Here is a 14,580-nt window from a genome sequence, read left to right on the forward strand (position 1 = left end):
GGACCCGGATTTGCGCAAGGACGAGGTGGCATGGTAACGAGTCCGCATCGTCTGGCCAGCGAATCCGGCGCCCGTATTCTGCGGGATGGCGGAAATGCGCTCGACGCCGCGATCGCCATCGGCGCGACGATCGCTGTGGTCTATCCGCATTTCTGTGGTCTTGGTGGCGACGCTGTCTGGATCGTCGCAGATGAAGAGGGCCGAAAGGACTGCTTCCTCGGTATCGGCCAAGCGGCCAGCATCCTGCCTGGCTTTGACGGCGGCATCCCCTTGCGAGGACCGTTGTCGGCGCTCACATCCGCCTGCGCGGTGGATGCCTGGCGTCACGCCCATGACTATTCTGTCCGGAATTGGGGCGGAGGCCTTTCCTTTTCCAGTCTGCTTGACGATGCGATCGGGCACGCGGCGGACGGTTTCCCCGTCACGAAATCGCAGAGCTTCTGGCTGGATTTCCGAAAGTCCGAGGTCGCAGACTGGCCGGGCTTCAGAGAGGTTTTCATGCCCGGCGGCATCGCCCCTCAGGTCGGGACGACTTTCCGGCAGCAAGAGCTGGCGGCATCGCTGCAACTGATCGCCCGCGATGGTCCGCGCAGTTTCTACGAAGGCGAACTCGGGGCACGGATTGCAAAAGGGTTGCTGGCTGCGGGATCGCCGCTCACCTCCGCCGATCTTGCCGCGACCCGTACACGCCAGAGCGAACCGGCAAGCCTGCTTTATCGCGGCGTGGAACTGCTGGCCCCGCCACCGCCGACGCAGGGCATTTCGACGCTGGCGATCATGGGCATTCTGTCCTATTTCGATATGAAACAGCTGACATCCGGCGGCGCCGATCATATTCATTTTTGCGTTGAAGCGATCAAAAGAGCCTTTCTGGATCGCGGCCTGATCGCCGATCCGGACTTCGCGAACCAGCCAGTGGAGGATTGGTTGAGCCCGCCACACCTGGCAAGATCGGCACGCTCCATTGATCTTGAACGCGCAATGGACTGGCCGCAGCTTTTCCGCCCCGGCGACACGGTCTTCTTCGGCGTGACCGATTCCTCGGGCAGAAGCGTCAGCGTTCTGCAAAGCACCTATTTCGACTGGGGTAGCGGCGTCGTTGTCGGCGACACCGGCATTCTCTGGCAGAATCGCGGCGCTGCCTTTTCCATTGATCCCAGGCATCCCAATGCGATCGCCCCGAAAAAGCGCCCTTTTTACACGCTCAATCCGGGACTGGGGCTGAAAGACGGTAGACCAGCCTATATCTACGGAACGCAGGGAGCGGACGGCCAGCCGCAGACCCTGTCGATGATCCTGACGCGCCTGATCGATTTCGGCGAGGATCCGCTGGTCGCGCTCACTGGACCCCGCTTCCTGCTGGGTAAAACCTTCTCGGACAGCCGCGATAGCCTGAAGCTGGAAGTCAGCGCAGGCGACGCCGTGTTCGCAGAACTCGCCGCACGTGGCCACATGCTATCCCCCATCGATCGGCTAAGTCCCCTTTCCGGACAAGCCGGCATCATTGCGCGGCAGGAGGATGGCTCGCTTGCGGGCGCCCATGACCCGCGTGGGGACGGGGTCGCGTTACTCGTTGCAGGTAGTTGATGGCCCAAGTGACGGGATTGGCGCCACGTGGAAATTGGATCCGCACGATTTGGTGACGGCGAACGGTGCCAGACCATTATTGTTAGGGTAGCCGTGGTGAGCGCTTTGTATCATCAGCTGCGCGCGCATGCCGGCAGTCGTTGCTGGTATGCCGAGTCTCGAAGACGAATTCACGCATTGGTGCCCGGCAGGCCGAAAGCCTGCTGAAAATATCGGCGAAAGGCATGCATGGCCGGAGTGAAGTCGCTGTTGGCGCGCCAGGCGAGGCCGACATCCATCGGTGGCACCGGATCTGTGATGTTGATCGTCTCGATCCGCCGGCCTTCCAGCGACCAGGGGCGGTGCACCATATCGGACAGTATCGCCACGCCGAGGTTGTTGGCGACCATGGAGCGTACCGCCTCGATCGACGAGGTGCGCAGCATCACCCGCGGCTGGTAAGGCGTCGTGCTCCAGTACTTCAACGACGAATAGGCTGCCTCGTCCACCGTCAGCATGATGTAGGGCTCCTCGGCGATATTCTGCAGGCCGACCGCCGTACGCTTCAGCAGCGAATGCTGCGCGGACACCCAGAGCCTGCGGATGGAACGCAAAAGCGTCTCCGTGGTAAGTGCGCTGTTCAGGATGTTCGAGGTCAACAACACCGAAATGTCGTAGCGATTGACTAGCAAGCCTTCCTCGATCGACTCGCGGTTCACCTCGTAAAGCTGGATGCGAGGTGCGTTCCTTACACTCTTGCCTGTTCTCCCCGAGCCCTGGAAATGAGGTTTTCATGAATAGCCTTTGCGCCGAGAAAAGGCAGCATCGGCAGACGCTACACGGCCTGCACACTCTGGTCCTTCGGCAGCAAGATCGTCATCGCTGCCGCGACGGCGGCCGTAACTGCAACGGCGAGATAGATGCCGCTGAAACTCTGGGTCGATGTCTTGATTACGCCGCCAAAGAAGTTCCCGGTGGTGCCGCCGACGCCTTGGAACACGGTGCAGATGCCCAAGACAGTCACCGCGACGCGGGGCGTGGCGCGATGTGAGACGTAGGCCGGCAGCAGGCCATAGATCGGATAAAAGCCCAGCGAAAAGAAGATGCCTGACAGGATCGAGAGTTCCATTGAGGGATCGAGGACTACGAGGGTGCCGGCGGCGAGGAAGCTTGAGTAACAGGCGAGCATGGCATAACGCGATCCGAGGCGCGACGATATTGTGCCAATGGCGAAGCCTGCGCTGATCCCCACCGCCCCGATCGTTGCCCAGAGCCATGAGGCAAAGCCGACGGAATAGCCGAGTTCCTCGCGCAGGAACGGCGAGAGATAGGTAAGATAGGGATATGGCATCAGGCCGTTGATGAAGCCGAGCGCGAAGATCAGCGTCACCCATGGCATGATGGAGCGCAGGCTTGCTGAACCACCGGCAGTTGGCGCGGGCGTTTCGTGACTTGTCGCACTGTCGAAGAGGCCGGCCCTCCCGAAGAGAATGTGGGTGACAATGGCCAGTGTGATCGTGGCCGCGCCCGTGAGGTACCAGACCATCTGCCAGTGACCACTTCCGGCATATGCTGCCACGAGTGCGCTGTTGATGAGGACGCCAAAGGCCGGGGCGCTGGAGATCAGGCTCATGGCAAAGCCGCGTTGTTCTGCTCTCACCACCCGCGAGGCGAGATTAATCATCGGCACGAAGGTCGATGCACCCGTCGCGCCGGCGACCATCAGCAGGCCGGCAACGACGTAGAGATTGTCGATGATGGGGATGCCCGACAGGCAAAGCCCGCAGAGCGACACGGACGCCACCACCGTCCGTGCGGCACCGATGCGATGGACGAGCCAGGTACCGAGCACGGCGAATGCCACCGTGGAAAACTGGACTAGGCCGGTGACCGTGCCGACAAACGCATAGTCGAAGGCAAGATCTTTCCGCATGTCGGGGATGATCTGGGGAAACAGGCTGAGGCCGAAGCCGTAACACGTGCCGACGCAGGCGATCATGACGGCGACGAGAACGTTACCCGGGAGACGCACGCTAGTCATGATGATCGGCCTCTATTGGCAACCGCGTTCACGCCCTGTTCGACACGATGATCATCTAGCATGGCCAGCCGGCGGGCTGTCGGATCTGCGACGCCGGCTGCCGCTATTGCCGCGCTCGGCCTCAGGGGAGGCTTCGGGTGCCCTGGCATCGAGCGCGCCAATAGTCTGGGCATAGTCGTGACCGCGTCTGGCGCAAGGCGGCTAACAAACCTGGTTTGCAAATCGCAGGGGCTGATGTTCGAGCCTCCATCAAGGCGATCGAAAGATGCTACGGCAGCCCTCCGCCGAGCAGTGCGCGTAAAAAGCCGCTTGACAAAACGCGTCCGCTGCCACTATTGGGTAATCGATCACCCAAGGAGGCTGGTGAGGATCGTGGCAGTATCGCTTTCTGATATCGCGGAACGTGCGGGCGTCTCGGTAAAGACGGTTTCCGGCGCATTGCACGGCGGCTCCGCCCGCATGTCGGACGATACGCGCCAGAAGATCAAGGCCATTGCGGAAGAACTCGGCTACGTGACCAACCTTGCGGCGCGTGGCGTGCGTCAGGGCTGGCTGCCGCTGGTCGGCGTCGTCTCCGACGGCCTCATCACTTCGCCCTTCGCCACCGAGATCGTACGTGGCCTCGACGGGGCGGCACGCGGTGCCGGCATGGCGGTCTTTGCGGTCAACCACCGCAGCGGCCAGTCTATCGGCTCGGTGCTCGACGAGGTGCAGCAATTCCGGCCGCGCGCCGTTGCTTATGCCGCCATGTACCACAAGGATGTCGCCCTGCCGGACAGATTGGCGGGCTCCGTCGGCGTCATGATCAACTGCCGCGAGGCTGCCGGCCGCGTCACCGCGCTGGTGCCGGACGAAGAGGGCGGCGCACGGGAGATCGTGCGTTATCTCCTCGCCGCCGGCCGCCGGCGCATTGCCTTCATCAACCTGCCGGGCATTCTCGCCGGCACGCTACGCGAGATGGGGTTTCGTGCGGCGCTCGAGGAGGGGGGCATCGATCCCGTCGGGGTCCTGCCGGCGGTGCGCCGCAGCGTCTACAGCGACCGCGCGCCAAGTCTTGTTGCCTCTCATGTGGAGGCGCTTCTGAAATCCGGTCAACGGCCGGACGCCATCCTGTGCGGCAATGACCGCGTGGCAATGGAAGTCTATGCGGCGCTTGCCCGCGCGGGCCTTCGCATTCCGGATGATATCGCGGTGGCAAGTTTCGACAACCAGGTCGAGCTTGCCTCGCGGCTGGACCCGCCATTGACGACGATGGCCCTGCCGCACCGCGCCATGGGCCGCCTTGCCATGGGGATCCTCCTGGCCGAGCAGCCCGAACCGCCGCATCTGCGAAAACTGCCGTTCCATCTGGTCGAACGGGCATCCGTCTGAACATCGTATAGTGTCTAACAGGAGGAGAATATCAATGAGCACTTCAATGGGTAATCGTTTACTTTCCACGCTCCTAGCGTCCGCCGCGCTGGTCGCGACCGCCGGTTTCGCCGAGGCGAAGACCGTCGTCCACGTCATGCACCAGGGCGATCCCGGCTGGGTGAAGGCCTATGGCGACGTTGCCGCCCGCTTCGAGGCCGCCAATCCCGATGTCGACATCGAGATGATCTACGCGCCGCACGATGCCTATAACGAAAAGTTCAGCGCCGCCGTCATGGCCAAGCAGCTGCCCGATATCATGGAACTCGATGCTCCCTTCCTCGCCAATTATGTCTGGTCCGGCTATCTGCAGCCCGTCAAGCCGCTCATTGACAAGGACCTGCTCGATGACATGACGGATTCGAATATCGCCCAGGGCACCTATCCGATCGACAAGGACCTCTATGCGATCGGGCTCACCGACTCCTCGGTCGTGCTCTACGGCAACAAGAAATATCTTGAAGCCATTGGCGCCCGCATTCCGAAATCGGTCGATGATGCCTGGACCCGCGAGGAATTCGAAGGCTATCTCGAAAAGCTTTCCAAGCTCGAAGGCGTGAAGTGGCCGATCGACACCTTCCGAGGTTACGGCATCAAGACCGAATGGATCACTTATGCCTACGGCCCCCTGCTCGAAAGCGCCGGCTGCGACCTGATCGACCGCAAGACTTGGAAGGCCAGCGGCACGCTCGATGGCGAGGCCTGCGTCAAGGCGCTGACGATGATGCAGGACTGGGTGAAGAAAGGCTGGGTCGTACCGACTTCGTCAGGCACCAACCAGTTCTACGCCGAGGGACAGCCGGCCGCGCTCGCCATGGGCGGCCATTGGTTCTACGCGGAGGCGTCGGCAGCGATGAAGGACAATATCGTCGTCATGCCGCTGCCGAAGATCGGCGACAAGGGCGTGAGCCCGAACGGAACCTGGATCTGGGGCATTTCTGCGACCTCGAAAAACCCTGAGATCGCCGGCAAGTTCCTGAGCTTCCTGCTGAAGGACAAGGAGTACCGGGAGTACGCCAAGACCCAGTCCGCCTATCCGGGCTTGAAGAGCTTCGCCGCCGAATCCCCGCTCTATGCGGAAGGCGGTCCGCTCGCCGTCGCCTTTGAGCAGGCTTCCAAGACCGCGATCGCCCGTCCGCCGCACCCGGCCTATCCGACGATCACCTCGGCCTTCATGCAGGCCGTCGACAAGATCTTCAACGGTGGTGACGCGCAGGAAGCGCTGACGGCCGCCGCCAAGAAGATCGACGAGGATATCGAGGACAACGCCGGCTACCCGCCCTTCGACGAGCAGAAGTAAGGGGTTTTGACGGGGCCGGCTCGTCCTGCCGGCCCTGGACTATCTCGGGAGGATGACCGATGAGGAGGAAACAATGACTTTGCAACAGACCTCCACGCCCGCTTTGCGACGTCCGGCCAAACGCCGCGACAACAAGCGGCTCTGGCAGGAAATGGCGATGATCGCGCCTGCCTTTCTGCTTATGGCGATATTCCTGATCACGCCGTTCCTCTTGTCCTTCTGGACGGCGATGACCAACCAGCCGCTCGTGCCGCGCCCGACGCCGGTGCGCTTCGTCGGCCTCCTGAATTTCGAGCGTGTCTTCACCGATCCGCTGTTCTGGACCTCGCTGTGGAACGTCACGCGCTTCACCGTCTGGGTGCTGCCGCTGCAGTGCGGCCTCGCCTTCCTGACCGCGCTACTCTTGCATCAGAAGCTGCCGATGCAAAACCTGCTGCGCGGCCTGTTCTTCCTGCCGGCGATCACCTCCATGGTGGTGGTCTGCGTCATCTGGGGCACGCTTTTCCAGTACCCGAGCGGCCCGCTCAACCAGATCGTCGGTTTCCTTTCCGGCGGCACAATCCAGCCGATCGACTGGCTCGGCGACCCCAACTGGGCGATGTTCTCCATCGTGTTGCTTTCAGCCTGGCAGGCCTATGGCTTTCAGATGATCATCTATCTCGCGGGCCTGCAGGGCATTCCCGAAGAACTATACGATGCCGCCCGCATCGACGGGGCAAGCGCGCTGCGCCGCTTCTGGCACGTCACCATGCCCGGCCTTCGCCCGACCCATGTCTTCGTGCTGGTCATCACCACGATCCAGGCCTTCAAGCTCTATACGCAGGTGGCGATCCTCACCCAGGGCGGCCCGAACGAAAGCACCGAAACCGTTGTCCACTACATGGTGCGCGCCGGCTTCGAGGAGCAGAAACTCGGCTACGCATCAGCCGTGTCCGTCATCCTCTTCGTCATCGTTCTTCTGATCGCGCTCCTGCAACGCAAACTCCTGAGGCGCTTCGATGTCTGATCTCGCTTTGACCCAGCCCGTCCCGCTGGCAATCGCACGGGGCAACGGCAAGAGAAGCCTGCGCATCGTGCAGAGCCTCTGCATCCTGGTCATCGCGCTGGTGATGATCTCGCCGCTGTTCATGCTGCTGATCGCCAGCCTGAAGGACGACCGCTTCCGCATCCTCGCCGACATGGGCAGCTTCCGCGCCTTCTGGGTCAGCGACCCGACGCTGTCGAACTACAAGGAGATCGCCCATTTCTCCGGCGAGCTGGCCTATGGCCGATATCTCTTCAATTCGCTGGTGATCCTCGTCGCCACAGTCGTCTCGGGACTGGTCATCAATTCCATGTCGGGCTTCGTTCTCGCCTGGGGCTCGCTGCGCGGCAGGGCGGCGCTCTTGGCGCTGGTCGTCGCGCTCTATGTCATCCCGCAGGAAAGCATCATCATGCCGCTCGTCGTCATGATGTCGCGGGCGGGGCTGACGGATACCTTCGCGGTGCAGATTCTGCCCTGGGTGGCAAGCCCGCTCTATGTCTTCCTCTTCTACCAGTTCTTCGCGCAGCTGCCGAAAGAACTCTATGAAGCGGCGGAAATGGACGGCGCATCGGCCTTCCGCATCTACCGGTCGATCTACATGCCGCTCAGCCTGCCGGCGCTCGCCACGGTCTCGATCCTCATGGGCATCGAAAGCTGGAACCAGTATCTCTGGCCGACGCTGGTCACCCAGACCGATTATGCTCGGCCGATTGCCGTCGCCATCGCCACCTTCTTCGGACAGGACAGCATCTACTGGGACCGCGCCATGGCCGCCTCGGTGCTGATGATGATCCCGGTCCTCATTCTCTATCTGGCTTTCCAGCGCTGGTTCGTCAGTTCATTCGTCGGCTCCGCCGTGAAAGGTTGATCATGTCTCTGCAGGCAAAATCCGAAACGTCAGCACCTAAAACCATCGAAGCGGAGCTGCCCGAAGGCACGGTGCTGCATCTCTGGCTGAAGGCGCGCCATACCGGCGGCGAGGCGAAGCTCTTCGTCGCCGTTGATGGCAACGACATCGGCGAGCCCTCGACCTGCCGCACAGGGGAATTTGAGTTCTTCGCTGTGACGCTCGCGAAAGGCGGTCGTGCCACGCTGTCCTATGATGCGACAACCACAGCGCTCTCCGTCGCTTACGCCTTCCGGCCGGAAACCGTGATGAAGGAGGGCATCCGCGTCCTGCACGGCGATACCCGCGCCGCCGCCCCCGACGTGCCCGACAGCTACCATTTCCGCCCGCCCTTCGGCTGGATGAACGATCCGAACGGTTTTGGACGGTTCGGCGGAAACGCTCACCTCTTCTACCAGCATTATCCTCATGAGCCGCGCTGGAACACTATGCACTGGGGCCATGCCGTCTCGAAGGATTTCGTCCGCTGGAGGCATCTGCCCATGTTCCTCTTCCCGGCGGCGCATCTATCGGAAAAGGGTGATGGCCGCGGCGGCGCCTTCTCCGGCTCGGCGATCCCCGGCTTCGGCCCGGAAGGCGAGGAGATCCGGGTCTTCTACACCGAGCATGTTCGTGACCGGCAACCGGAAGAGCAAATCCAGCTTTCCGCGGTCAGCCGCGACGGCATCGTCGCCGGCCCGTCGGAAATCGTGATGCCGCTGCGCCCGGAAGGCTTGAACCTCACCACCGATTTCCGCGACCCCTATGTCTTCAAAGGCCCGGACGGCCGCTGGAAGATGCTGCTCGGCAGCCGCGACAGGCAGGGCGGCGTCGTACTGCTCTATGAAACCGCAGACGCGCAAGGCGCCGATGGCTGGACCTTCCTTAGCATCCTCCATCGCGAGGACGGTTTCGGCATGACGGCGGCGGAATGCCCCTGCATGGTGCCGCTTTCCGGCAAAAACGCAGAAACCCGCTGGGCGCTGATCTTCGGTCTACTCACCAGCCGCGACCCGGCCACCGGCCGCCGCAACCTCACCTCCGTCACCGTCGGCGGTTTCGATGGCCGCACCTTCACGGCGGAGTTCGCGCAGGAGTTGGATTTCGGTTCGGATGCCTATGCCTTCCAGGCCTTCGTTGACGGCGACGAGCCGGTCGGCATCGCCTGGCTCGCCAACTGGACGGATTTTTCCAAGAAGGACGATTTCCCGACGGCCATGACCCTGCCGCGCCGCATGCTTCTCGACGGCGACACCGTGCTGACCCCGCCGGTCGCAGCCGTCGAAAGCCTGCGTCATCAGTTGCTGGACGACACCGCGCTTGCCGCCGGCAAGACCGTGCCGCTCGGCACCGGCGCCGTCGAGATCGTGCTTGATCTCACCGCGCCGGGCGCCGCCTTCGATCTCGCCTTCGATCATCCGGATGTCGATCTAGGCGTGAAACTCGATGCCGCTGGTCTGGCGATTGTCTTCGACGCCCGCACCGGTATGACGCCGCCACGTTACGTCGCCGCCGGCGCGAAACCGTCGAGCCTGCGCATCTTCCTCGATGCCGGCTCCATCGAGGTCTTCGCTGACAACGGCCGCTGGACGGGGTCCAAACGCATCCCGGGCTTTGCCGCCGCACGTTCGGCAACGCTCGCCGGCGCCGTCGCCGAGGCCGGCGTCTGGCAATTGAAATTGTGAGGGAGGACAGACAATGGCATCGGTAGCAATCGACCGGGTTCAGAAGCAATACGGCGCGGCCTCCGTTATCCACGGAGTTTCCGCGGATATCGAGGACGGTGAGTTCGTCACGCTCGTCGGGCCGTCCGGCTGCGGTAAGTCCACGCTTCTGCGCATGCTGGCGGGGCTAGAGGATATCAGCGGCGGTGAAATCCGCATCGACGGCCGCGTCATGAACGACGTTGCGCCAAAGGAGCGCGATATCGCCATGGTGTTCCAGTCCTACGCGCTCTATCCGCATATGACGGTGCGCGAAAATATGGGCTTTGCCCTGAAGCTGCAGGGGCGCGATAAGGCGACAATCAACAAGCTGGTGCGCGAAGCCGCCGGCATTCTCGCACTTGAACCCCTGCTGGAGCGCCTGCCGAAACAGCTTTCCGGCGGCCAGCGCCAGCGCGTCGCGATGGGCCGCGCCATTGTACGCCATCCGAAAGTGTTCCTCTTTGACGAGCCGCTGTCCAACCTCGACGCCAAGCTGCGGGTGACCATGCGCAGCGAGATCAAGGAACTGCATCAGCGCCTTGGCACGACCATCGTTTACGTCACCCACGACCAGATCGAGGCGATGACCATGGCCGACAAGATCGTCGTCATGCGCGCCGGCCGCATCGAGCAGATCGGCAAACCGCTCGATCTCTACGACCGCCCGGATAACACCTTCGTCGCCGCCTTCATCGGCTCGCCGTCGATGAACCTCTTCGAGGGCGGCATCAGCGATGGCAGCTTCCGTATCGGAGGCAGTGTTTCCCTGCCGCTTCCGCCGCAATTGAGCCAAAGCGCGGCGCGCACCTACGGCATCCGCCCGGAAGACCTCGACATTGCGGAGACGGGCATTCCGGCCACCGTGCTGACTGTCGAGCCGACCGGAGCGGAGACTCATCTTTCGGTGCGTGTCGGTACGCAGACGGCAACCATCGTGCTGCACCGGCGGATGGATTTAAAGCCCGACCAGCAAATCCACCTCGCGCCCAAATCCGAGAAAATCCACCTCTTCTCCGCCGAAGGCAGTCGGATAGGCTGATCCCCGGTGCCTCCCGCTGAACCGCGCCCGTCATTTGACGGGCGCGGTTCAGTGCCGGTGCCATCCAGCCTTGCGACGTCTCGGTTTTGGGTGTTCGACCCTTCAGTTGATCGAATTGGCCAATTGCCGGCGGCAATCTGTTGCCACGGCAAGGCCAGTCGCGTGATTGATCTCGAGGCATACTGCTTTCGCCTCCGCCTTCATCGCCTGACCCTCATTTGTCAATCCAATGATCACCTGGCGCTCATCTGCCAGATCACGCTTGCGGATGACGCGACCCGCAGATTCAAGACGGATAGCTGCAAGAATTCGTCGTGTTGGAGGCCTTCCCCTTTCGTCCCCTGATGCTCTGAAGGGAGAGGAATGATTTCGCGGAGGAATATCTTGGTCTTGTCATGCCTGTTGGCACCGTCGGTCACGCCAGCGGATTCAAACCATACCAAAATGGAGGATCCGGCGGCCTGTCGCTTCGGATAGGTTCTGGGCTTCGAGTCCGGAAACCGATAGGGTCCAATGATCAGGACGGACGCTTCAAACTCGTTTGGAAAAGCAAAATGGTTCGGCCGGTCCGTGCGATCGTCATTGCAGTGCTCCTGTTGCTTGTCGTCTTTGCATCGGCCTGGTCGTCGCTCGCGCTTTGGTACCGCTTTCCGTTGCCCGAGTTCGGCAGGCAAGCCAGCGCCATCTTGTTCGGGCTTTTTGGCGCATCCGTTGTCGTGGCGCTCTTTGGCAAAAGGCGCTTTCGTGCGGTCCTCGCGTTTGCGGTCGCGTTCGTCCTTGTCCTCGTCTGGTGGAGCACGATCGAACCGCCGGCAAATGGCGCGTGGGCTCCGGACGTCGCTCGCCAGGTCACCGGCGAATTCGACGGTGATCTGTTGACGCTAACAAATGTCCGCGATTTCGAGTGGCGCAGCGCCACCGACTTCACGGAACGATGGACGACCCGCAGTTACGACCTGAACAAGTTGAAGAGCGTCGACATGTTCATGTCTTACTGGTCGGGTCCGACCATCGCGCATGTCATCATGAGCTTCGGCTTCGACGACGGCCGTTATCTGGCGTGGTCTATCGAGGTGCGTCGACTTTCCGGAGGTTCGTTCTCACCGCTGGCGGACCTTTTCAAAAGCAGTCCTCTGGTCATCCTCGCCGCAGATGAAAGAGATGTGATCGGTCTCCGATCCAATTTTCGCGGTGAGGACGTCCAGATCTACCGCCTGAGAGCGTCGCCGGCGGCTGCGAGGCTTCTTCTGCGCGAGTACGTCTCCGACGCAAACGCGCTCGCGGCCACGCCCGTCTTCTACAATTCGCTGACGACCAACTGCACGACGACCATCATCAAGATGATGCGCGTCGCAGGCGACGCCGTGCCGACGGACTGGCGCCTTGTCGTCAACGGATACCTGCCGGAATACGCCTATGACCGTGGCGCGCTGGACATCTCGGTTCCCTTGTCGCAACTGCGGTCGGCCGCACACATCGCTGCAAGGGCGCACGAGGACGGTCTTTCGCCGATTTTTTCGCAGGCCATTCGCGTCGGTGTCTCGTCGCCGCAGGGCGCGCTGTGACCTCCGCCGAAGCGTTGAGCAAGCAAACGGCTAGGCACGCAACATAATGCCTCCGGAGATTTTGACTACGATAGGCCCCGGGGCCATCATCCTATATTACAAGGCATGAGCTAGCCGGAGAGTATGAACGACTCAAACTGCTTGCACGCTCACCCATCTTGAAAGGCTCACAGATGGTCAACCTTGTTGACGGACGGATTTTCTCAGGTACCGCGTACGTGCACGGCAAGGCTTCGGGTGATGTTGTTGCAAGCGATCTGGAACTGAGTTTCTGGGGTGGCGTCGATCCCCGGACCGGTGAGGTGATCGATCGGCATCACCCCTTGAGTGGCCGCTGTCTCAAAGACCATATCCTCGCGATCCCCGGGGGCAGGGGGTCCTGCTCCGGCAGCGGCGTGATGTTGGAATTGCTGCTGAATGGCAAGGGTCCGAAAGCGATGTTGTTCGAGCGAGAGGAGGATATCCTCACGCTCGGTGTCGTCATCGCCGAGGAGGTATTCGGTCAATCCATTCCCGTTGTGACGCTCACGCCCGAGAATTTTCGCAAAGTGGTGAGCTCGGCATTTGTCGAAATCGACGGAAACGTGGTCTCCTGTTCAACCGACGGCTTAGCAATGGACGCCATTTCGGCGCACAGCAAGGAGTCTGGCCATCTTTTCGGTGAAGTCGAATTGTCGGAGCGGGATAGAGCTTATCTGGCTGGTGATCATGGGAAGGCTGCGCAATCGGCGATCCGCATAATCCTGCGAATGGCGAGACTGCAGGGCGCCACGCAATTGATGGATGTCTCACAGGTCCACGTCGACGGCTGCATCTACACCGGGCCAGGCTCGCTTTCGTTTGCCGAAAAGCTGCGGGATCTGGGCGGGCGTGTCGTGGTGCCGACAACGCTCAACTCGATTTCGGTCGATCATCGACGCTGGCGCTCGCAAGGTATTGATCCTGTCCTGGGCGAGCCGGCCAGCAAATTGGGTGACGTCTATGTCGAGATGGGTGCACGGCCGACCTTCACCTGCGCGCCCTATCTGCTCGAGACGGCTCCCAAGATCGGCGAGCAGGTGGCCTGGGCAGAATCGAATGCCGTCATCTACGCCAACAGCGTTCTTGGTGCGCGGACGATGAAATATCCGGACTTTCTCGACATTTGCATCGCACTAACCGGCCGCGCGCCGCTGGCAGGTCCACACATCGACATCAATCGAAAAGCCGGGCTGGTCGTCGGTGTCGCCAATATCGAGAAAATCGACGATTCCTTCTATCCGCTGCTCGGTTATCACATTGGTGCTCTGGCATCGAACCTTATCCCTGTTGTCACCGGTCTCGATCAGGCCGGTCCAACCAATGATGATCTTAAGGCGTTTGGTGCAGCGTTTGCGACCGTTTCCAGTGCACCAATGTTTCATATCGTCGGGGTGACGCCTGAGGCAACGACGCTGGATGCCGTTATGCCCGCAGGCATCAGCATTCCTTCGATCGATCTTCGCCTTGATGAACTTGCGTCGAGTTGGCAAGAACTCAACAGTGCAGACGAAGAGCGCGTCGATCTCGTCTCGCTCGGCAATCCGCATTTCTCGCTTAGCGAAATTGAGAAGCTGGCGTCCCTGTGTGCCAGGCGAAAGAAGCATGTGGGTGTGGCGGTGGTCGTTACCTGCGGCCGCGCAACACACGATCAAGCCAACGAAGCCGGCCTGATAGCGGACCTCGAACGTTTCGGGGTTCAGTTCGTCACGGACACATGCTGGTGCATGATCACCGATCCGATTATTCCTACCCTTGCAACAACCATACTGACGAACTCGGGCAAATATGCCCATTACGGGCCGGGGATAACAGGTCGACGCTTCTACTTTGGTGGCCTTGCCGCATGCGTTGCGGCTGCATGTAGTGGGGTACATAGCAAGGCGGCGCCCGGCTGGTTGCGGCGGGCGTAGCGCTGCCACCGGAGCAGGCGATGGTGCTCGGACAAAACCTGCAGATCGCATGCAAGGGTGCGCAGGTTCACGGCTGTCCAAGCCGACTGAAGTTGGGTCGTTACTAACGAGA

At 61.5% G+C, this 14,580-nt stretch carries 10 protein-coding genes and 1 pseudogene; 9 read left to right on the forward strand and 2 right to left on the reverse strand.

Annotated elements, in window-relative coordinates; translation table 11 throughout:
• Positions 1-30: 30 nt before the first annotated feature.
• Positions 31-1,587 carry a gamma-glutamyltransferase family protein gene (locus CUJ84_RS35255; protein ID WP_105010078.1) on the forward strand — a complete coding sequence of 519 codons (1,557 nt, stop codon included), beginning with the start codon at positions 31-33 and terminating at the stop codon, positions 1,585-1,587.
• A gap of 170 nt (positions 1,588-1,757) precedes the next feature.
• Here the strand turns inward: CUJ84_RS35255 and CUJ84_RS35260 are convergent.
• A pseudogene (locus CUJ84_RS35260) lies at positions 1,758-2,303 on the reverse strand (LysR substrate-binding domain-containing protein); the annotation flags it as partial.
• Positions 2,304-2,401: 98 nt separating this feature from the next.
• A complete protein-coding gene (locus tag CUJ84_RS35265; RefSeq protein WP_105010079.1) occupies positions 2,402-3,607 on the reverse strand; it encodes an MFS transporter in 1,206 nt (401 codons plus the stop codon).
• 360 nt (positions 3,608-3,967) lie between these two features.
• On the opposite strand from CUJ84_RS35265, the gene CUJ84_RS35270 reads away from it, so the two are divergent.
• The 8 genes from CUJ84_RS35270 (at position 3,968) to CUJ84_RS35305 (ending at position 14,468) form a co-directional block, all read left to right on the forward strand.
• Entirely contained in the window at positions 3,968-4,978 is a 1,011-nt protein-coding gene (locus tag CUJ84_RS35270) for a LacI family DNA-binding transcriptional regulator (protein WP_105010288.1), read from the forward strand.
• A 46-nt stretch (positions 4,979-5,024) separates the two neighbouring features.
• Positions 5,025-6,317 carry an ABC transporter substrate-binding protein gene (locus CUJ84_RS35275; RefSeq protein ID WP_199788897.1) on the forward strand — a complete coding sequence of 431 codons (1,293 nt, stop codon included), beginning with the start codon at positions 5,025-5,027 and terminating at the stop codon, positions 6,315-6,317.
• Positions 6,318-6,390: 73 nt separating this feature from the next.
• Positions 6,391-7,323 carry a carbohydrate ABC transporter permease gene (locus CUJ84_RS35280; protein WP_003550718.1) on the forward strand — a complete coding sequence of 311 codons (933 nt, stop codon included), beginning with the start codon at positions 6,391-6,393 and terminating at the stop codon, positions 7,321-7,323.
• Entirely contained in the window at positions 7,316-8,209 is an 894-nt protein-coding gene (locus tag CUJ84_RS35285) for a carbohydrate ABC transporter permease (RefSeq protein ID WP_105010081.1), read from the forward strand. Before CUJ84_RS35280 ends, CUJ84_RS35285 begins: the two co-directional genes overlap by 8 nt.
• Before the next feature lie 2 nt (positions 8,210-8,211).
• Positions 8,212-9,912, forward strand: a complete 1,701-nt coding sequence (locus tag CUJ84_RS35290; RefSeq protein WP_105010082.1) for a beta-fructofuranosidase — start codon at positions 8,212-8,214, stop codon at positions 9,910-9,912.
• A 13-nt stretch (positions 9,913-9,925) separates the two neighbouring features.
• Positions 9,926-10,972 carry an ABC transporter ATP-binding protein gene (locus CUJ84_RS35295; RefSeq protein ID WP_105010083.1) on the forward strand — a complete coding sequence of 349 codons (1,047 nt, stop codon included), beginning with the start codon at positions 9,926-9,928 and terminating at the stop codon, positions 10,970-10,972.
• 554 nt (positions 10,973-11,526) lie between these two features.
• Positions 11,527-12,537: an Lnb N-terminal periplasmic domain-containing protein gene (locus CUJ84_RS35300; protein WP_105010084.1), complete on the forward strand. Its 1,011-nt coding sequence runs from the start codon at positions 11,527-11,529 to the stop codon at positions 12,535-12,537.
• Positions 12,538-12,710: 173 nt separating this feature from the next.
• Positions 12,711-14,468 (forward strand): cis-3-hydroxy-L-proline dehydratase, encoded by a 1,758-nt coding sequence (locus CUJ84_RS35305; protein WP_105010085.1) that lies wholly within the window; start codon positions 12,711-12,713, stop codon positions 14,466-14,468.
• The last annotated feature ends 112 nt before the right edge of the window (positions 14,469-14,580 follow it).

This window comes from Rhizobium leguminosarum (assembly GCF_002953715.1).
Classification (GTDB): Bacteria; Pseudomonadota; Alphaproteobacteria; order Rhizobiales; family Rhizobiaceae; genus Rhizobium; species Rhizobium leguminosarum_V.

Bases quoted from the DNA above. Each gene is read 5' to 3' on its own strand.
- CUJ84_RS35295 (WP_105010083.1), top strand. From the start codon at position 9,926: ATGGCATCGGTAGCAATCGACCGGGTTCAGAAGCAATACGGCGCGGCC.
- CUJ84_RS35305 (WP_105010085.1), top strand. From the start codon at position 12,711: ATGGTCAACCTTGTTGACGGACGGATTTTCTCAGGTACCGCGTACGTG.
- CUJ84_RS35300 (WP_105010084.1), top strand. From the start codon at position 11,527: ATGGTTCGGCCGGTCCGTGCGATCGTCATTGCAGTGCTCCTGTTGCTT.
- CUJ84_RS35290 (WP_105010082.1), top strand. From the start codon at position 8,212: ATGTCTCTGCAGGCAAAATCCGAAACGTCAGCACCTAAAACCATCGAA.
- CUJ84_RS35275 (WP_199788897.1), top strand. From the start codon at position 5,025: ATGGGTAATCGTTTACTTTCCACGCTCCTAGCGTCCGCCGCGCTGGTC.
- CUJ84_RS35265 (WP_105010079.1), bottom strand. From the start codon at position 3,607: ATGACTAGCGTGCGTCTCCCGGGTAACGTTCTCGTCGCCGTCATGATC.
- CUJ84_RS35255 (WP_105010078.1), top strand. From the start codon at position 31: ATGGTAACGAGTCCGCATCGTCTGGCCAGCGAATCCGGCGCCCGTATT.
- CUJ84_RS35285 (WP_105010081.1), top strand. From the start codon at position 7,316: ATGTCTGATCTCGCTTTGACCCAGCCCGTCCCGCTGGCAATCGCACGG.
- CUJ84_RS35280 (WP_003550718.1), top strand. From the start codon at position 6,391: ATGACTTTGCAACAGACCTCCACGCCCGCTTTGCGACGTCCGGCCAAA.